This is a genomic window from Tenacibaculum crassostreae (genome assembly GCF_964512405.1).
In the GTDB taxonomy this organism is placed as follows: domain Bacteria; phylum Bacteroidota; class Bacteroidia; order Flavobacteriales; family Flavobacteriaceae; genus Polaribacter; species Polaribacter crassostreae.
The window spans coordinates 403,444-422,462 of the sequence record NZ_CAZELE010000007.1 but is presented as its reverse complement, the minus strand read 5'-3'; the positions used below and the strand labels follow the sequence as shown (position 1 = coordinate 422,462).

The window sequence follows — 19,019 nt, the reverse complement described above, 5'->3', positions numbered from 1 at the left end:
TCCGACCAAAACAAAAACTATGTAAACTAATGGCGGTTCAAGAATTAAAAAGTTATTCTTATCAAAATATATTTTCGTTACAAACAGTTCAGTTTGAAAAAGCATGTGTGGTAAACTCACCTCAACGAATAAATCAGTATAAAATATTCTGGATAAAAGAAGGAAAGGGAACGTATAATATCGATTTTAAAAGTTACTCTTTTGAAGACGGAGTGTTGTTTTTTTTATCACCAGGTCAAGTTTTTTCGGTAGCTTCAGAAAATATAAAAGAAGCCTATCAACTTAGTTTTATAAGAGATTTTTACTGCATTCAAACCCATGATGCTGAGGTTTCTTGTAACGGAGTACTGTTTAATAATGTTTATGAAACTCCGTTTGTAACTCCTTCAACAAAAGATATTAAAAAGCTAGATTTTTTACTTCAAAATTTAATTGAAGAGTTTGAGTTAGAAGAAACAGCACAGTATGATATGCTGCAATCCCTTTTAAAACAATTTATCGTGTATTCTGTGCGTATTAAAAAAGAACATGATGTTGTAAAAGAAGATGTAGAAACCAAACTTTTTAAAGATTTTAGCTTGTTGGTAGAGCAAAACTTTAAAAAATTGCACAGTGTTACCGATTATGCAAATCGTTTGGGGCTTTCACCAAAATCGTTGACAAAACACTTTCAAAAAATAGGAACGCAAACTCCGAGTGATTTTATAAAAAATAGAATCGTTACCGAAGCAAAACGCCATTTATTATACACCGATAAAGCAATTAAGTTTGTAGCTTTTGATTTAGGGTTTAACGATCCTGCTTACTTTTCGCGCTTTTTTACTAAAGCGACTGGTGAATCGCCAAAACAATTCCAAAAAAAAACTCGCAACACTTAGGGGCCACGAGTTATTAAGGGGTTCTTTTTTTTCAGGGGAAATATATAGGGGGTTATATATCTCATCATTTGATACTGCAAATTTATAGTGCTTTTACAATCAACACATTAACATAGGTTAATAAATAACAAAAAGTACACGTTTTATGAACTTTTGTCCATTTTTTAAGGAGTGATCTCGTAGCATCTTTGTATCAGAAATTAAAACAAAGAATTATGAGAGCAGAAGAACACCAATGCCCAAATTGTTGGGGATACCAAGAATACGACGAACAATTTCCTAATAGAGAATTGTGTAATTGTAATAAAACGAAGAAATAAATTTAAAATAGAAAAAAATGAGTACAAGAATTCAAACATTAAATCCAGAAACAACAACTGGAGAGTCAAAAGAGTTATTTAACGCAGTACAAAACAAATTAGGGTTTATTCCTAATTTAATAAAGGTAATGGGAAATTCTCCTGCATTATTAAAAACATATTTAACGGTTGGAGAGTTAAACGCTAACGGAAGTTTTTCAAACAAGTTTAGAGAACAATTAGCATTAGCTATTGCCGAAGAAAACGAATGTAACTATTGTTTATCTGCACATACAGCAATAGGAAAGATGAACGGTTTAACCGAAGAAGAAACCGAAGAAAACAGAAAAGGACAATCTATAGACGCTAAAGTACAAGCAGGATTATATTTTGCGCAGTTAGTAACCAAAAACAGAGGAAATGTAACTTCTGAACAACTTAAAGAAGTTAAAGAAGCGGGCTATACCGATGGAGATATTTTAGAAATTTTGTTAAACGTGGTAGCGAATACATTAACCAATTATGTGAATCATATCGCGGAGACAGAAATAGATTTCCCGAAGGTAGAAGCAGGAAAATTTTCAGTAGAAGTATAATAATTAAACAATAATAAAAATGAAAAAAGTAATCGCAATTGTAGTTTTAATCGTAGGATTTGCTTTTCAAATACAAGCACAAGAAGTTAAAACAATTTCTTTAGAGCAAACAAAGGGAGAATTTACTCAGAAAACACTAACCTTATCTGAAGGAACGTATGTTTTTGAAATTTCAAACAACAATGTAGGTCATGATGTTGGTTTTGTTTTAGCTCCAAAAGGAAAAACAGAAGAAAAGCATCATATTAAAAATGCATATGTAACGTCACTTGTAAAAAATAATGGCAAGTCAAAATCAAAGAAAGTAGCATTAACAAAAGGCGAGTATGTATATTTTTGTCCGTTAAACCCGACACCACAATATACATTACACGTGCAGTAAATAGAGATAGGTTTTTAAGATTAATGCTAAAACTCCCACAATTTGTGGGAGTTTTTTATTTACCGTGGTATTGCATGTTTGGTAGTGATTGGTTGTTTTTTAGATATTTGTTAAACCAATTTATTATCTGATAATCGACTTCATTTTTGTGCTCTTTTATACCGTGATCTCCTCCTTCAAACATAATTAATCTATAAGGAATTCTATGTTTTTCAAATTCAAGAGCAAGTTTAAGACTATGTTCTGGTTTCACTCGCCAATCTGAATTTCCATGAAGCATTAAAATCGGAACATTTTTAGGGAATTTATCTACCCATTTTATAGCTGATCGTTTATTTAACTCTTCTTTTTTGTTGTTTTCATAATTAGGGATTAATTCAGCAATAACTTTTTCTTCCATTATAGGTCGATTTTTTATTGTTAAATGTAAATCAGATACAGCCCCACCTACAACAGCAGCTTTTATTTTAGTTGTTTTTGTTAAAGCTATATAGGTCATTATTCCACCTCTACTCCAGCCATACATTCCAATTTTGTTGATGTCGGCATTTTTAATTTCTTTTAAAACGTCAGTTAAAACAAGAATGTCATTTACCTCCTTACCACCAAACTCTTCTTGTCCTTCACTACCACCGTTTCCTCTATATTGACTAGCAATAATAACGTAGCCTTCTTTAGCAATTTTACCAAGTTTAAAAAGTCCAGTTACAGGCTTTAAAGAACCAAATTCTCTGTTGCCACCTCTATTATAAATAATACAGGGATATTTTCCGTCTTTTTTTGGTTTAACTAAAAACCCATTAACCTTTAATCCATCACTTAAATATGTTATAGCATAAACATTAACACTGTCTATATAGTTTGGTTTGGGTTCGTTTGAAGTAAGCCTATTATAAATTGGGAATTTAGACCAATCAGAAATAAGTTCTTTTTTTAGTAATAATTTTTCTTGGGCTTGAATCGAAGATAAGAAGAAAAGGAATAGCAATATTTTTAAAAGTCGCATGTAGGATGTTTTAAAATAGTAAACATTTATATAAAACAAAAAAAGCCTTTCTAATACTATATTAGAAAGGCTTTTAACAAATATTTTACTTATTCATAATATCTTCAATCTCGTCTGCTTCAATAGGTATGTTACGCATTAAGTTGAAAGGATCACCCTTCTCTTGAATAACTACATCATCTTCTAAACGAATACCAAATCCTTCATCTGGAATATAAATACCCGGTTCTACGGTAAACACCATGTTTGCTTGCATTGGTTCGTGTAACAGCCCGTAATCATGTGTGTCTAATCCCATATGGTGAGAAGTACCATGCATAAAGTATTTCTTGTATGCTGGCCAATTAGGATCTTCATTCTGTACATCAGCTTTGTCTAATAATCCTAATCCTAATAATTCTGACGTCATTAGTTTACCGACTTCAACATGGTAATCTGCCCAAAGAGTTCCAGGAACTAACATTTTTGTTGCATCATTTTTAACACGGTTTACAGCATTATACACCGCTTTTTGCCTGTCAGAAAAACGCCCTGAAACAGGAATGGTACGAGTCATATCTGAAGAGTAGTTTGCATATTCAGCGCCAACATCCATCAACAATAAATCACCTGCTTTACATTGCTGATTGTTCTCAATATAGTGTAATACGTTAGCGTTGTTACCTGAGGCAATAATTGGAGTGTAAGCGAATTTTTTTGAACGATTTCTAATAAACTCGTGTATGAACTCTGCTTCAATTTCATATTCCCAAACACCTGGTTTTACAAAATCTAGCACACGTCTAAATCCTTTTTCAGTAATATCACAAGCAGTTTGAATTAAATCGATTTCAACTTGATCTTTAACCGAACGTAAACGTTGTAAAATAGGATTGCTTTTCGCAACCGAATGTGCAGGATATTTGTTTAATAACCATTTTGTAAAACGAGCTTCACGCGTTTCGGTTTCAACACTAGCACGATAGTGTTCATTAGTATTAACATAAACAGTATCGGCTAAAGCCATCATTTCCGCTAACACTTTTTCTAAATCTTGTAACCAATGTACGTTTTTAATTCCGCTAGTTTCAAACGCTTTTTCTTTCGTTAACTTTTCACCTTCCCAAACAGCAATATGTTCGTTAGTTTCACGTAAAAATAATACTTCACGTAAATTTTCTTTTGGGCAGTCTGGAAAAACAACTAGTATACTTTCTTCTTGATCTACTCCACTTAAAAAGAAAATATCGCGGTGTTGTTCAAAAGGTAAAGTACTATCGGCACTTACAGGATATATATCGTTAGAGTTAAAGATCGCTAAACTATTTGGCTTCATTTGAGCCATAAAATTCTTACGGTTTTTTATAAATAATTGGCTGTTTATTGCGTGGTATTTCATTTGAATTCGATTTTAGAATTAATCTGCTTTTCAAAAATACGGAAACAAACTTTGCAAATATTAGCCATTTGGCGCTATTTTATATTTTTTCGAATTCTACTCATATGTCGTGTAGAAATTCCTAAAAATGAAGCTAAATAGTGTAATGGTACTTCTTGAAGTAGTTCAGGTTCGTTAACAAGTAATTTTGTGTAGCGTTCTTCGGGAGATAAAGTGAGTAAATCAATACGATAATCGTCAATTAAAAAAATCTGATTTTCAATTAAATTGTAATAAAACTGATGAAAAGCTTTGTTGTTTTTTAATAAAGACTTAAAATTATTCACATTAATTACCCAAAGTTTACAAGCACTTAATGCTTTTATATTTTTAGGAGAAGAAGTTTGTTGTAAATAACTTTTTAAGGAAGAAGTAAAACTGTTTTTTAAGGCTAAGTAAGTCGTTTTTTCTTCTCCGGAAGCTAAAATGGAATGTTGTAAAATCCCGCTTTCGATAAAACAGAAATAAGGACAAATTTCACCTTCTTGAACAAAAAATTCGTTTTTTAACAAAGAAAATTCATGAAAACAATCAATAATTTCAGGAATAAAACCGTTAAGGGTTTTATCATTTACAATGTTTTGTATGTGTTGTGTTAATATATTTTTTGAAGCTTCCATTGTAGAAATAAATACAGGTAAAAATAAAAAAAGGATGCTTTTAAAGCATCCTTTTTAATAAATTCTTATGGATTTGTTATTCTAACTCAACGGTTCCCATATTAGTGTTTTCTCCTAAAACTGATACCACACCTTCTACCGTTTTTGGTGACAATCCTGAAGCTTCATCAGGAGTAAAAGTTACACTGTAAGTACCAGCAGGAACTCCGTGTAACATAAATTTACCTTCTTCATTGGTTAAGGTAACAATAGGTTCTTCTGCGCCAGTTACTGCGCTAACTTCTACTTGATAATCAAAAGGATTTACCATTCCTGAAATTGCACCAGAAGTTGCTTCTGTAATAACTCTAATCGTTGGTTTTAAGCTATAATCACCGTTGCCTTCTACTACGATAGACTTATCAACCATAAAATCTAAAATAAACGTGTATTTTACACCACCTACTAAATCTTGGTGTACGTTTAACTTTAATCCAGATTGTTGTGCGCTAGGGGTTGCTAAAGGGAATGTTTCTCCATTAACAACAACCGAATTGTTGTCTCCTAAAACTAAACGGATTTGACTTATTTTTCCTGAAGGAACTTCTGAATCTACTAACAAAGCGTCAATTCCTCCAATCAACTCTAATAAGTTGTATACATTAGGAGTAACATTACCGATACTTTGCCAACCATTATCGCCATCATTTCTGTTAATCATTACATCTTGAATGTCGACGTTAACAGCATCATAATCACCAGGAGCATCTACCAAGCGAACTTCAACTTGGGATGTTTTAGGATCATCATTAGAACAACTAATAAAATTGACAAATAACGCTGCAAAAGCAGCAAGTAATAAAACATGTTTTTTCATAATTATTGGTTTTTTGTAATACAAAGGTTAAAAAACAATTCATTAGAGTTTAACTCAATAAAAATTTAAATTAACTCAGATAATATTATTTTTTTATACACTAACTATAACAAGTTTTATACCTAAATATTGTATTGTTTAATTGATAAAGCGTTGTTGTGTCTAACAACTAGCAAGTTAAATTTGGTTATTGAGATGTCTTATTATTATTTCTTCTATTACGGTTGTTTCGCTTTCTAGGAGTATGTTTTTTTGAGCTTTCTGCTGAGGTCTTTTTTGTTTTTTTCTTTGGATCAGAAGACGCTTTAAACGTTTTTTTAGCTGGTTTATTTCTAGGTTGTTGCTTTTGTCGTTCAGTTTTAATTTCATCTTTTATGTTAGATAAATCAAAACCTTCTAACTGAGAAACAATTATTTTTTGTCCTAATAACTTTTCGATACTTTTTAAATATGCTTCCTCTTCTTGAGCTACTAAAGAAATGGCTTCTCCGCTAGCACCAGCTCTTCCTGTTCTACCAATTCGGTGTACATAATCTTCAGGTACATTAGGTAATTCAAAATTAATAACGTGTGGTAATAATGGAATGTCTAATCCACGTGCAGCAATATCAGTGGCTACCAATACTCGAATAGAATTGTCTTTAAACCCTTTTAAGGCTTTGGTTCTTGCTCCTTGGCTTTTGTTTCCGTGAATAGCTGCGGCAGAAATCCCTCGTTTAACTAGTTTTTCAGTCAATCTATTAGCACCATGTTTAGTTCTAGTAAAAATTAAGACTTGACTCCAATTTCCTTTTGAAATTAATTGACCAACTAGTTCAGTTTTCTTGCTTTTCGGAACTTTGTATAACTTTTGATTTACTTTTTCAGCGGTCGTATTTTCAGGAGCAGCTTCAACCATCACAGGATTGTGTAAAATACCTTGCGCTAATTTTTTTATTTCTTTAGAAAAAGTAGCTGAAAACAATAAGTTTTGACGTTTTGATGGTAAAAATGAGATGATTTTTTTTATATCTCGTAAAAACCCCATGTCTAGCATCCTGTCAGCTTCGTCTAAAACTAAAACATCTACACGTTTTAAAGAAAGTTGATTTTGTTCGTGTAAATCTATCAACCTACCAGGAGTAGCCACTAAAACATCAATTCCGTTTTTAAGAGTTGCTATTTGAGAACTAGGTTTTACTCCACCAAAAATAGCAGTAGATTTAATATTTAAATGCGTACTGTATTCACGTACATTATCATATACCTGTGCCGCTAACTCTCTTGTAGGTGTTAGAACTAATGCCTTAATAGGGCGATATTTTGGGTTCTTTTTTTCAGAAATATTTTGTAAAATAGGTAAGGTAAACCCAGCGGTTTTACCTGTTCCGGTTTGTGCAGATGCTAAAACGTCTTTGCCTTCTAAAATAACAGGAATAGCTTTTTCTTGGATAGGAGAGGGTTTATCATATCCTTTTTCGGTTACAGCTTTCACTAAAGCTTTTGATAAACCTAACGATGTAAATGTCATATATAATTCTTCAGTAGTATATTAGATAAGATACTACTATGAGCCAGCAAAGGTACAGCTATTTATTTGGCTTCGTCTATAAAAAAAATACGCCTTATTAAAGCGTCTTTTTTTAAAGTTTTATTTTGATTAGCTTTTTCCCATTGCACTCTTAATAAGCCCTACAATTACCATTAAAACAGCTCCACCAACACCACTACCAGCAATGTTTCCGATAATACCAGAAATATCAATATCTAACATTCCTAATAATTGGGCACCAAGCCCACCACCTAAAATTCCTACAACAGAATTCCATAGTGTACCTAATGAAAACTTTTTTAATAAAGCACCTGCAAGGTTACCACCAACAGCACCGCTTAATAAGCTAATAATTAATTCCATAATTTTTGATTTTTGAATAGTTAATAGGTACTAAAGAAAGTGAAAAATAATTAATGAACCAAATTTCTGTTTAAGATAAAATTAACACAATCAGTAAATTAAATGTGTAATTTTGATAAAAGTCAAATATTATGAGGTCAGCAATACTAATTTTATCTATTTTATTTTCAATAACAGTTTCTTCCCAAGAGCAAGAAATAGCAGTAAAAAAAGTTACCGAAGCTGCTAACAATTATATAGACACCTTTTACAAGGTTGATACAACTTTAGCATACAAAAGTGTGCACCCTAAACTTAGAAAAGTTGGATGGTGGTTTAATAAGAAGAAGAATGAATATGCAGATGCATCTGAAATGCCTTTTGAAAGGTTGATTAGTTTAGCAAAAAGATGGAATGCAAAAGGAGATAGAGCCAATGAAACAAGTATTCATAAAGTTGATGTTTTAGATGTTTGCGATAAAATTGCTGTAGCAAAAGTTACCGCAATTTGGGGAATAGATTACCTAAATATGGTTCATACAAATGATGGTTGGAAGATTATTAATATTGTATGGCAATCTGAACCTAAATTTTCTACAAGGGATAAAAATTAGCTTCCGAAGTGAAATAAAGCATCTCCCATATTTACTATTGGAAAGTTGTTTTTTGCAATAATATAGCCGTCAGAAGGTGATTTAATAGCAAAATTAGTTTCTCCATAAGTATCCATAATATGCCCTAAAACTTGACCTTTTTTAACTTTTGCACCATTCTGAACTACCGAATTGAACAAACCAGCAACTTTAGCGCGAATCCAGTTGCGTTTGTTAACTTGAATAGATGTTGAGTTGTGAGGGGTATAAACATTGTCGTTAATCATTTTAAAATGTTTTAAAACGCGTAATGTTCCGTTAATTCCTTCTTGAATTGCATGTTCATTTAAGCGTAACGATTCGCCCCCTTCATATACAATAACAGGAATATTGTTTTTGTAACATTCGTTTCTAAAAGACTTCGCAATGAGTTTAGATTCAAAAATAAAAGGCGCGTTGAATAATTTAGCAAGTTCATAACCTCTTGTATCTTCAGGAGTATAACGTATTTGAGGAAAATTACTTCGTTGCGCACCTCCTGTATGAAAATCGATAGCAAAATCTACATTTTTAGTAAGTTCTTCTATTAAATAATACGCCATTCTACTCGCTAACGAACCAGTTAAAGAACCCGGAAAACTACGATTTACATCTTTTCCGTGCATATCTCTTGATAGATTTAAGAACCCGAAAACATTCAATAGCGGAACTACAATTACGCAACCCCGATGAATTTTGTAAGATTTATCAATTAACATTCGGCGTACGAGTTCTACACTGTTTACTTCGTCTCCGTGTAACCCACCTTGCAGCAAAATAGTAGGGCCTAATTCTTCCCCATTAAAAACATATACAGGAATTTCAATAAGAGTTCCAGTAGGCAATCTATCAACTGGAATTGTAATTAGTTTAGATTCGCCTAAACCAATTTTTTCGCCTCTAATTTCTACTATTTCGTTTTTAAATCCTGATGTAAACATGTGTTATCTAAAAATTTTACAATCTCTTTTGCTATATTGTCTTTGGTGTATGCTTCAATTCCTTGTAAACCCGGGGTAGAGTTTACTTCTATTAATAAAGACCCTCGGTCAGATCGTATTAAATCAACCCCAGCAACGGTAAGTCCTAAATAGTTGGCTGCATTAATCGCCATAGTTTCTTCTTCTGGAGTTAACTTCACTTTTGAACCACTTCCTCCTTGATGAATATTAGAACGAAAATCGTCTTCAACACCTTTTCTTTTCATGGCAGAAACTACTTTATCACCAACTACAAAAGCTCGAATATCTTCTCCGTTACTTTCTTGTATAAACTCCTGAAGTAAAATTCGTGTATGGGTACTATACATCGTATCAATAATTGATTTTGCTGACTTTTTACTTTCTGCTAAAATTACTCCTGAACCATGGGTACCTTCTTGTAGTTTTATAATAATAGGAGCGCCTCCAAGTAACGCTATTTGCTCTTCAATGTTTTCTGGATTTACAGAGAATACGGTGTTGGGAATCGGAATCTTTTGCTGGTTTACAATTTGTAACGTTTGTGCCTTGTTCTGTGCAATTAAAACTCCTGAAGCACTCGCTGTAGAATATACACCATTCAACTCAAACTGTTTTACAACTTCTGCTCCGTGTTTTGTAGCCGATGTTCCTATACGCGGAATAATAACATCAGCATCGTTACTAATATTTCTTCCCTCGTAAATAATCTCAGCAGTTCCGTTGGTAAGTTTTATAGAGCATTTTAAATGGTTTACAATTTTAACATTGTGTCCACGTCGTTTCGCTTCTTTATAAATTCTTTGGGTAGAAAATATATAGTCAGCCACAGAAAGAATAAAAATATTCATAGCCAAAATTAAATTGTACTCATACAAATCTACTCTTTATATTTATAAAATAGAGTAGCTATTGACTTTTGTGTTAATTTTTTTGAAGAACCAATGTTAAGTAGTAACTTCATCACTTCCAAACACTAACTAACATGAAGCAATTATTTTGTGCAGTCTTTTTAACAGGAACACTTTCACTTTTTGCACAGCAACCAGCAACATCAGCAGAAATCATAAAAAAATCATTAGAACAAAAAGAACAATTAACTAAGACCTCAATAGTTAAAAATATTCCTTTTGAAAACATTGGGCCAACTGTGATGAGTGGTCGTGTTGTTGATGTTGACGTAAATCCAGAGAACACCACCGAGTTTTATGTTGGGTATGCTTCTGGTGGAGTATGGTACACCAACAACAACGGAACTACTTTTACACCAATATTAGATACTTCTCCAACTCAAAATGTAGGTGATATCGCTGTAGATTGGAAAAGCGGAACGATTTGGGTGGGTACTGGCGAAAATAATTCTTCACGCTCGTCGTATGCAGGTATCGGAATTTTAAAATCAACCGATAAAGGAAAAACTTGGAGTAATGTTGGGTTGCACGATTCGCATCATATCGGTAGAATTCTAATCAATCCGAACAACCCTGATGAGGTAGTAATAGGAGTAATCGGTCATTTATATTCTCCAAATACCGAAAGAGGTATTTTTAAAACTACTGATGGAGGAAAAACCTGGAATAAAACCTTGTTTATTAATGAAAGTACAGGAATTATCGATGTACAACACGCTCCGAATAATTTTAGTGTTTTGTATGCAGCAGCTTGGGAACGCGATAGAAAAGCGTGGAATTTTGATGGAGACGGAAAAAATTCAGCTATTTATAAATCGACAGATGCTGGAACTACGTGGACAAAAATTTCTGATAACAACGGGTTTCCGAATGGAGATGGAGTAGGTAGAATCGGATTGGCTGTTTTTGATGAAAACACGGTGTATGCGTTTCACGATAGTCAATTCCGAAGAAAAAAAGATGAGGATAAAAAAGAGGACTCAAACTCTTTAACCAAAGAGGATTTTAAAACCATGTCGGTCAGCGAGTTTTTAAATTTGAAAGACAAAAAACTGAATTCATATTTAAAAACAAACGGATTTCAAGAAAAATACCGAGCAGAAAATGTAAAGCAGATGGTGCGTTCAGGTTCGGTAAAACCAATCGATTTAGCTAAGTATTTAGAAGACGCCAATGCGATGTTGTTTGATACGCCTGTGGTAGGTGCAGAAGTTTTTAGAACGGATAATGGTGGAAAATCGTGGAAGAAAACACACGAAGGTTATTTAGATGATTTATATTATTCTTACGGATATTATTTTGGTGAAGTGCGCGTAGATTCTCAAGATAAAAATGCCATTTATGTATTGGGAGTTCCTATTTTAAAATCGAAAGATGGCGGAAAAACTTTTACATCTATCAGTAAAGAAAATGTACATGCTGACCATCAAGCATTGTGGGTAAACCCTAAAAAACAAGGTCATTTAGTAAATGGAAACGACGGAGGTTTAAACATTTCTTATGATGATGGAGAAAGTTGGATTAAATTAAACCAACCAGCAGTGGGGCAGTTTTATACGGTGTATGCCGATAATCAAGAAAATTATAATGTTTACGGAGGATTGCAAGACAACGGTGTTTGGGTAGGAAATCATAACGCAAAAATGAATAAAGCGTGGCATCAATCAGGAAAAAATCCATACGAAAGTATTATGGGAGGTGATGGAATGCAAGTTGCAGTTGACGATAGAAATCCGAATATTGTATATACAGGATATCAGTTTGGAAATTACTATAAAATTGATAGAAAATCAGGTAGTAATAAATACATCCAACCGAAACATAACTTAGGCGAAGCTCCGTATCGTTTCAATTGGCAAACACCTATTCAGTTGTCAAAACACAATCAAGATATTTTGTATTTAGGAGGTAATAAATTACATCGCTCGTTAAATCAAGGAGATGATTGGGAAACCATTTCTAACGATTTAACACAAGGAGGAAAAAAAGGAAATGTTGCTTACGGAACCTTAACTACAATATCTGAAAGTCCTTTTCAATTCGGGTTATTATACGTGGGTTCTGATGACGGGTTGGTTCATGTATCTATAAACGGAGGAGGAAGTTGGGAACTAATTTCAAATAGTTTTCCAAAAGATTTATGGGTAAGTCGTGTAATTGCTTCAAAACACAAAAAAGAACGCGTATATGTAACCTTAAATGGGTATCGTTGGGACGATTTTACTCCGTATGTTTTCATGTCTGACGATTACGGGAAAACATGGAGAAACATCAGTAATAACTTACCTACATCATCTGTAAATGTGATAAAAGAAGATCCAGAAAAAGACACTATTTTGTATGTAGGAACTGATAATGGTTTGTATGTTTCTTTTGATAACGGTATAGAATGGCAATCGTTTAAAAAAGGCTTGCCAAACGTAGCTGTTCACGATTTAGTTATTCAACCGAAAGCAAAACATTTATTGGTGGGAACGCACGGTCGTAGTTTATACAAAGCTAACATAGCACCGCTGCAAGAATATAAAAATGAAGAAGCAATTTTTACAATTAAAAACATAAAAAAACGTAATTCTTGGGGAAGTTCTTGGAGCAAATGGTTAGAGCCAAATACACCAGAAGTTACCATTCCTTTTTATGTAAATTCGAATGGAGAAGTTACTGTAAACGTTTATTTTGAAGATGTAATCGTAAATTCATTTAAAACACCAACATCAAAAGGATTTAACGAAGTGGTTTATGATGTTTCTTTTTCTGAAAAAGGAAGAAAAAACTATTTAAAAAAACAGAAAGATGCAGAGCTTAAAAAAGCAAAAAATGACAAATATTATTTGTTAAAAGGAAAATACACTGTTGAAATTAATGGTAAAAAACAAACTTTTGAAGTTAAGTAGTTTGTAACATTTTTAACTTTTAACACACTAATAAAATAAAAGCAAAAAAATGAACAAACCATTAAACTATACTTGTCCTAAATGCAACAACCACACTTATGATGTAAGTGAAATGCGCGCTACAGGCGGAACATTTTCTAAAATTTTTGATGTTCAAAACAAAAAGTTTACCAGTGTAACTTGCCAAAGATGTAGTTATACCGAGTTTTACAAAGCAAGCACAAGTGCTTTAAGTAATATTTTTGATTTCTTTACTAGTTAACATTGGTATCTTTGCTTTTATGGGAATTATACGTGTAAACAACATCCGTCTATTTACCAACCACGGATGTTTAGAAGAAGAAGCTAAAATAGGTTCAGAATACCGAGTTGATGTTGAGGTAAAAGCAGATTTGTCAAAATCAGCAACAACTGATGAATTAGTGGATACGGTAGATTATGTTCATCTTAATCATATTGTAAAAGAAGAGATGGCGATTCGTTCTAAATTATTAGAACATGTTGCACAAAGAATTTTAGATAGAATGTTTAAAGAAATACAACTTATTGAAGAAGCGGAAGTTAGCGTAGCTAAAATAAACCCACCAATTGGCGGTAATGTTGAAGAAGTTGTAATTGTTTTAAAAGAAGTGCGTAAAAATTAAAAAAAGCTTGTAAAAAACGATAAAAACTGTAAATTTGCAGTCCTTAATTGGTTTAAGGTGTCGTGGCCGAGTGGCTAGGCAGTGGTCTGCAACACCATCTACAGCGGTTCGAATCCGCTCGACACCTCAAAAAAAGCACATCTATTAGATGTGCTTTTTTGTTTTTCTTAACAAAAAGTTTCGTTAAAATTCTGCATCTTTGTCGTTATGCGAATTTATCCGATAGAAACAGGTAATTTTAAATTAGATGGAGGTGCCATGTTTGGCGTGGTTCCAAAATCGATTTGGGAAAAAACAAACCCTGCTGATGAGAAAAACATGATTTCCATGAGCATGCGTTGTATGTTAATTGAAGACGGTGATCGATTAACATTAATCGATACTGGAATTGGAAACAAACAATCTGACAAGTTTTTCGGATATTATTATTTATATGGAGATTTTTCTCTAGATGCATCATTAGCAAAGTACGGATTCCACAGAGATGATATTACGGATGTGTTTTTAACACATTTGCATTTCGATCATTGTGGCGGTGCCATTCAATGGAATAAAGATAGAACAGGATATGAGCCAGCTTTCAAAAACGCACGTTTTTGGAGTAACCAACGTCATTGGGATTGGGCAGTACATCCGAATGCACGAGAAAAAGCTTCTTTTCTAAAAGAAAACATTTTACCAATTGAAGAAAGCGGACAGTTGAATTTTTTACATCTAAACGCAAAAGATTACGTTGGTTTTGATGTGCTGTTTAAAGACGGACACACCGAAAAACAAATGCTGCCTAAAATTCAATATCAAGATAAAACCTTAGTTTTTATGGCAGATTTACTGCCAACTGCAGGACATGTTCCGTTACCGTATGTTATGGGGTATGATACACGTCCGTTACTTACGCTAAAAGAAAAAGAAGCATTTTTAAAAGAAGCTGCCGATAAAGAATTTTACCTGTTTTTAGAGCACGATGCTTATAACGAGGTAATAACTGTTAAACATACCGAAAAAGGAGTTCGTTTAAAAGAAACATTTAAATTTACAGATATTTTTAATTAAGATAGAGATTATGAGAGTTTTAAAGCCCGTATTTTACTCGGCAATTGCAGTAGCTACCTTAGCTAGCTGTAAAACAGTAAGCAAAATGCCTGTACCAGCAGGAAGTAATACAGTAGTTAATATTCCAGCAAAAAAAGGAGCGTTAACTGATTATGAACAAGAAAATTGGCAACATTTAGACTTAGCAACTGATACCATTCCTGGTATGAGTGTTAATAAAGCCTACGAATTCTTAAAAGGAAAAAAGAACGTTCAAGTTGTGGTAGGTGTAGTTGATTCGGGTACCGATTTAAAACACGAAGATTTAGTTGATGTAGCTTGGGTTAACGCTAAAGAAGTTGCAGGAGACGGAATTGATAATGACAAGAATGGGTATGTTGATGATATTAACGGATGGAACTTCTTAGGAGATTCTTACAAAGAACATTTAGAATATGAGCGTATTTTAATGAATCCTTCTATTGCTGATGCTGAAACATTAGCTGAGGTGAAAGCTTTTCAAGCAGAAAAAATTGAAGGAGCTAAAAAGAATAAAACAAGGTATGAAGGCCTTTTAACAGCTGTAAAAGATGCTAAAGAAGCTTTAACTAAATATTTTGGTAAAGAAGAATTTTCTCAAAAAGAAATAGAAGCTATAAACACTCAAGATGAAAAATTAACTGCTGCTATTGCAACAGCAACTAGAATGAATGGTTTTGGATTATCTTTAGATGAAGCTAAGAAGGAATTAGGAAAGCTTGTTGAAAACGCTCAAAAAACAATTGATGGTGATAACTTAAAGACTGATTACCGTACAGTTGTAGGTGATAATGCTTATGATATCAACGACAAACCAGGATACGGAAACGGTAACACAGGTCACTCAGAAAAAGGTGAAGCTCATGGTTCACACGTATCAGGTATTGTAGGGGCGACGCGTAACAATGATAAAGGTATGAATGGTGTTGCTAATAATGTAAAAGTTATGGCAGTACGTTCAGTTTCTGACGGAGATGAGTACGATAAAGATGTTGCTTTAGGTATTCGTTATGCTGTTGATAACGGGGCAAAAGTAATCAACACAAGTTTTGGTAAAGGATTCTCTCCAAACAAAGAGTGGGTTTACGATGCAATTAAGTATGCAGCGTCAAAAGACGTATTAATCGTAAATGCAGCGGGTAACGATGGTAAAAATATCGATGTAGAAAAAACATTCCCTAACGATGCTCCAGATTTAGTAAACGAGGTTTCTGATAATTTCTTAACGATTGGTGCAATGAGTGCTAATTATAACGAAAAATTACCAGCTGGCTTCTCTAATTATGGTAAAAAGAATGTAGATGTATTTGCACCTGGAGTACAAGTATATTCAACTACACCTGATGGTGAATACAAGAAGTTTAATGGAACATCTATGGCTTCTCCAGCAGCAGCAGGAGTTGCAGCTTTAGTACGTTCTTACTATCCTGAGTTAACAGCTAGTCAAGTAAAGCACATCTTAATGAACTCAGGTACTAAGATTGATTTTAATGTTGTAAAACCAGGATCTCAATCTAGAGAAAACCCTAATGGAGAATTAGTTCCTTTCTCAGAATTATCAGTTTCAGGACGTGTTGTAAATGCTTACAATGCAGTTAGAATGGCTGATAGAATGGTAAACGGAAGAAAATAATCATCCAGATAAAAAATAAAAAAGAGCATTATTTTTGATGCTCTTTTTTTGTTAATAAACATTTATGCAGTTAGAGTTTAACAAAAACAGCAAAGAATTAACCATTAAAGATGAAGTGCCAACTCACACTTGGTTGATTATTGTTTTAATGTTAGTTAATGGAATAAATATGGGAGTACAGTTATTTTTGATGAGCTATCAAAATAACGAGTTCCTTTATATACTCATGTTTTTATTAGCGTTGATTTCTGTTATTGTAATTCTTTTCTTTCTTGTGAAAAGATCTTGGAAATCAAAATATCAGATTAAAAATATTGAAGGACTTGAAACTAGAACTGTTTTTGGAAGAGAGCGAATTTTTTTAAAACTTGTCAACGGAAAAAGACGTAGTCTTCCAATTTTAAAAAATGAAAAAGAAGTAACTAATCTAAAAAAGACACTAACCTCTATGGGGATTAAATCAGTTTAATATGAAGAAAATAATTTTTAGCCTTTTGTTGCTACCAATGATTTCGTGTGCTACTGTAAATAAAAGCACTACAAATACAAAACCTGTTAAAGCAACAGTACAAAACAATAACGGATATTGGCAACAACATGTTGATTATAAGATGGATATTGACATGGATGTGAAAACGTATCAATACAAAGGAAACCAAAAACTGGTGTACACTAACAATTCACCAGATGTGTTAGATAAAGTATTTTATCACTTATACTTTAATGCGTTTCAACCAAACTCTCAAATGGATATTCGTTCAAGAAATATTGCAGATCCAGACGGAAGAGTAGGCGATAGAATTAGTACTTTATCACCATCAGAAATTGGTTATATCAAAGTAAACTCTTTAAAACAAAACGGAACAGCAGTTCGTCATGAAACAGTTGGAACTATTTTAGAGGTAACCTTAAACCAACCTATTCAACCAGGTGAAAGTGTAACATTTGATATGCTTTTTGATGCACAAGTACCAAAACAAATCCGTCGCTCGGGTAGAGATAGTAAAGAGGGAGTGGCGTTGTCAATGACACAATGGTACCCAAAAATGGCTGAATATGATTTTGAAGGTTGGCATACACCACCATACATCGGAAGAGAGTTTCATGGTGTTTGGGGTAATTTTGAGGTGACACTTCACATTGATAAAAACTATGTAGTTGGAGGAAGTGGGTATTTACAAAATCCGCAAGAAGTAGGTCATGGTTACGAGAAAAAAGGAGAGCAGTTAAATTTACCTTCAGGAAATAAATTAACTTGGAAGTTTACTGCGCCAAATGTACATGATTTCACTTGGGCAGCAGATCCTGAGTATATTCATGATACGTACAAAATGGATAACGGAATCGATTTACACTTCCTGTACAAGAAAACATTAGAGCCTGTGTTTTTTGAAAACTGGAAGAAATTACAACCTAAAACTGCTGAATTAATGGAATACTTCAGTGCTAATATTGGTCAGTATCCTTACAAGCAATACTCGGTAATTCAAGGTGGTGATGGAGGTATGGAGTATGCAATGTGTACTTTAATTACTGGGAAACGTAAATGGGGAAGTTTATTTGGTGTAACGGCACATGAATTGGCACATACGTGGTTTCAATTTTTATTGGCAACTAATGAAAGCAAGCATCCATGGATGGATGAAGGTTTTACAACTTATATCTCGAACAAAGCAGAAAATGAAATTTTAGGAGAAGGAAAAGAAAATCCGCATGAAGGTTCGTATAGAGGATATAACTATGTTGTAAAAAATAATATTGAAGAACCATTATCTACGCACGCAGATAGATACCACACAAACACAGCGTATGGTGTGGCTAGTTATTCGAAAGGAAATATCTTTTTATCTCAGTTAGAATATATTATCGGAGCAGAAAATGTGGCAAAAACCTTAAAAAAGTATTTTGAAGATTTTTCATTTAAGCATCCAATACCAAATGATATTAAGCGTACTGCAGAAAAAGTATCTGGTATTCATTTAGATTGGTATTTAAATGAGTGGACGCAAACGACGCATACAATTGATTACGGAATAAAATCTGTAAACGGTAAAGAAGTTACCTTAGAACGTATTGGAAAAATGCCAATGCCATTAGATGTTGAGGTTACGTATGCTGATGGTTCAAAAGAACTATTTAACATCCCGTTACGTATGATGAGAGGAGAAAAAAAATCTTCTGCAACCAAGTTAGAAGATTGGACGTTTGCACATCCAACTTATAGCTTTTCAATTTCAAAAGAAGTGAAGTCTGTAGAGATCGATCCATCTAAATTAATGGCTGATGTTAATTCAGAAAACAATACTTTTTCAGTAAAATAATCTGAAGCAAAAGAACAAACAAAAGGT

Annotated in this window: 19 protein-coding genes and 1 tRNA gene; 12 read left to right on the top strand and 8 right to left on the bottom strand. The window is 33.3% G+C overall.

Features of this window, described 5'->3' with window-relative positions:
- Positions 1-29 precede the first annotated feature (29 nt).
- From ACKTST_RS12270 to ACKTST_RS12260, 3 genes are all read left to right on the top strand, one after another.
- Entirely contained in the window at positions 30-878 is an 849-nt protein-coding gene (locus ACKTST_RS12270; protein WP_408048034.1) for a helix-turn-helix domain-containing protein, read from the top strand.
- Between the two features lie 337 nt (positions 879-1,215).
- Positions 1,216-1,773 (top strand): carboxymuconolactone decarboxylase family protein, encoded by a 558-nt coding sequence (locus ACKTST_RS12265; RefSeq protein WP_408048033.1) that lies wholly within the window; start codon positions 1,216-1,218, stop codon positions 1,771-1,773.
- Between the two features lie 19 nt (positions 1,774-1,792).
- Positions 1,793-2,155 (top strand): plastocyanin/azurin family copper-binding protein, encoded by a 363-nt coding sequence (locus tag ACKTST_RS12260; RefSeq protein WP_408048032.1) that lies wholly within the window; start codon positions 1,793-1,795, stop codon positions 2,153-2,155.
- A gap of 55 nt (positions 2,156-2,210) precedes the next feature.
- On the opposite strand, the gene ACKTST_RS12255 is transcribed toward ACKTST_RS12260, so the two are convergent.
- The 6 genes from ACKTST_RS12255 to ACKTST_RS12230 form a co-directional block, all read right to left on the bottom strand.
- Entirely contained in the window at positions 2,211-3,161 is a 951-nt protein-coding gene (locus ACKTST_RS12255) for an alpha/beta hydrolase family protein (protein WP_408048031.1), read from the bottom strand.
- Positions 3,162-3,246: 85 nt separating this feature from the next.
- Complete coding sequence (locus ACKTST_RS12250; RefSeq protein ID WP_408048030.1) at positions 3,247-4,539, bottom strand: aminopeptidase P family protein; 1,293 nt, start codon at positions 4,537-4,539, stop codon at positions 3,247-3,249.
- 74 nt (positions 4,540-4,613) lie between these two features.
- Positions 4,614-5,198 (bottom strand): Crp/Fnr family transcriptional regulator, encoded by a 585-nt coding sequence (locus ACKTST_RS12245; RefSeq protein WP_408048029.1) that lies wholly within the window; start codon positions 5,196-5,198, stop codon positions 4,614-4,616.
- 76 nt (positions 5,199-5,274) lie between these two features.
- The gene (locus ACKTST_RS12240) at positions 5,275-6,054 is read right to left on the bottom strand and encodes a DUF4382 domain-containing protein (protein ID WP_408048028.1); all 780 of its coding nucleotides are present in this window, start codon (positions 6,052-6,054) and stop codon (positions 5,275-5,277) included.
- 187 nt (positions 6,055-6,241) lie between these two features.
- Positions 6,242-7,564, bottom strand: a complete 1,323-nt coding sequence (locus ACKTST_RS12235; RefSeq protein ID WP_408048027.1) for a DEAD/DEAH box helicase — start codon at positions 7,562-7,564, stop codon at positions 6,242-6,244.
- Positions 7,565-7,693: 129 nt separating this feature from the next.
- Entirely contained in the window at positions 7,694-7,948 is a 255-nt protein-coding gene (locus tag ACKTST_RS12230; protein ID WP_408048026.1) for a hypothetical protein, read from the bottom strand.
- A 131-nt stretch (positions 7,949-8,079) separates the two neighbouring features.
- Here ACKTST_RS12230 and ACKTST_RS12225 point away from each other — a divergent pair, with 131 nt between their 5' ends.
- On the top strand, positions 8,080-8,541 hold the full coding sequence (locus tag ACKTST_RS12225) for a nuclear transport factor 2 family protein (RefSeq protein ID WP_408048025.1): 462 nt from the start codon (positions 8,080-8,082) through the stop codon (positions 8,539-8,541).
- Here the strand turns inward: ACKTST_RS12225 and ACKTST_RS12220 are convergent.
- On the bottom strand, positions 8,538-9,500 hold the full coding sequence (locus ACKTST_RS12220; RefSeq protein WP_408048024.1) for a succinylglutamate desuccinylase/aspartoacylase family protein: 963 nt from the start codon (positions 9,498-9,500) through the stop codon (positions 8,538-8,540). The genes ACKTST_RS12225 and ACKTST_RS12220 overlap by 4 nt on opposite strands.
- Entirely contained in the window at positions 9,470-10,369 is a 900-nt protein-coding gene (locus tag ACKTST_RS12215; protein WP_408048023.1) for an ATP-grasp domain-containing protein, read from the bottom strand. Before ACKTST_RS12215 ends, ACKTST_RS12220 begins: the two co-directional genes overlap by 31 nt.
- A gap of 134 nt (positions 10,370-10,503) precedes the next feature.
- On the opposite strand from ACKTST_RS12215, the gene ACKTST_RS12210 reads away from it, so the two are divergent.
- The 8 genes from ACKTST_RS12210 to ACKTST_RS12175 all read left to right on the top strand — a co-directional run bounded on the left by ACKTST_RS12210 (position 10,504) and on the right by ACKTST_RS12175 (position 18,992).
- Positions 10,504-13,323: a VPS10 domain-containing protein gene (locus tag ACKTST_RS12210; RefSeq protein ID WP_408048022.1), complete on the top strand. Its 2,820-nt coding sequence runs from the start codon at positions 10,504-10,506 to the stop codon at positions 13,321-13,323.
- Positions 13,324-13,372: 49 nt separating this feature from the next.
- Positions 13,373-13,585 (top strand): zinc ribbon domain-containing protein, encoded by a 213-nt coding sequence (locus tag ACKTST_RS12205; protein ID WP_408048021.1) that lies wholly within the window; start codon positions 13,373-13,375, stop codon positions 13,583-13,585.
- A gap of 19 nt (positions 13,586-13,604) precedes the next feature.
- Entirely contained in the window at positions 13,605-13,967 is a 363-nt protein-coding gene (folB, locus tag ACKTST_RS12200; protein ID WP_408048020.1) for a dihydroneopterin aldolase, read from the top strand.
- 56 nt (positions 13,968-14,023) lie between these two features.
- Positions 14,024-14,094: transfer RNA gene (locus ACKTST_RS12195), tRNA-Cys, on the top strand.
- A gap of 80 nt (positions 14,095-14,174) precedes the next feature.
- Positions 14,175-15,020, top strand: coding sequence for an MBL fold metallo-hydrolase (locus ACKTST_RS12190; RefSeq protein ID WP_408048019.1), 846 nt, complete (start codon positions 14,175-14,177; stop codon positions 15,018-15,020).
- Positions 15,021-15,030: 10 nt separating this feature from the next.
- Complete coding sequence (locus tag ACKTST_RS12185) at positions 15,031-16,671, top strand: S8 family serine peptidase (RefSeq protein ID WP_408048018.1); 1,641 nt, start codon at positions 15,031-15,033, stop codon at positions 16,669-16,671.
- Between the two features lie 64 nt (positions 16,672-16,735).
- Positions 16,736-17,140 carry a hypothetical protein gene (locus tag ACKTST_RS12180; RefSeq protein ID WP_408048017.1) on the top strand — a complete coding sequence of 135 codons (405 nt, stop codon included), beginning with the start codon at positions 16,736-16,738 and terminating at the stop codon, positions 17,138-17,140.
- A gap of 1 nt (position 17,141) precedes the next feature.
- Entirely contained in the window at positions 17,142-18,992 is a 1,851-nt protein-coding gene (locus ACKTST_RS12175; RefSeq protein ID WP_408048016.1) for a M1 family metallopeptidase, read from the top strand.
- Positions 18,993-19,019: the final 27 nt, after the last annotated feature.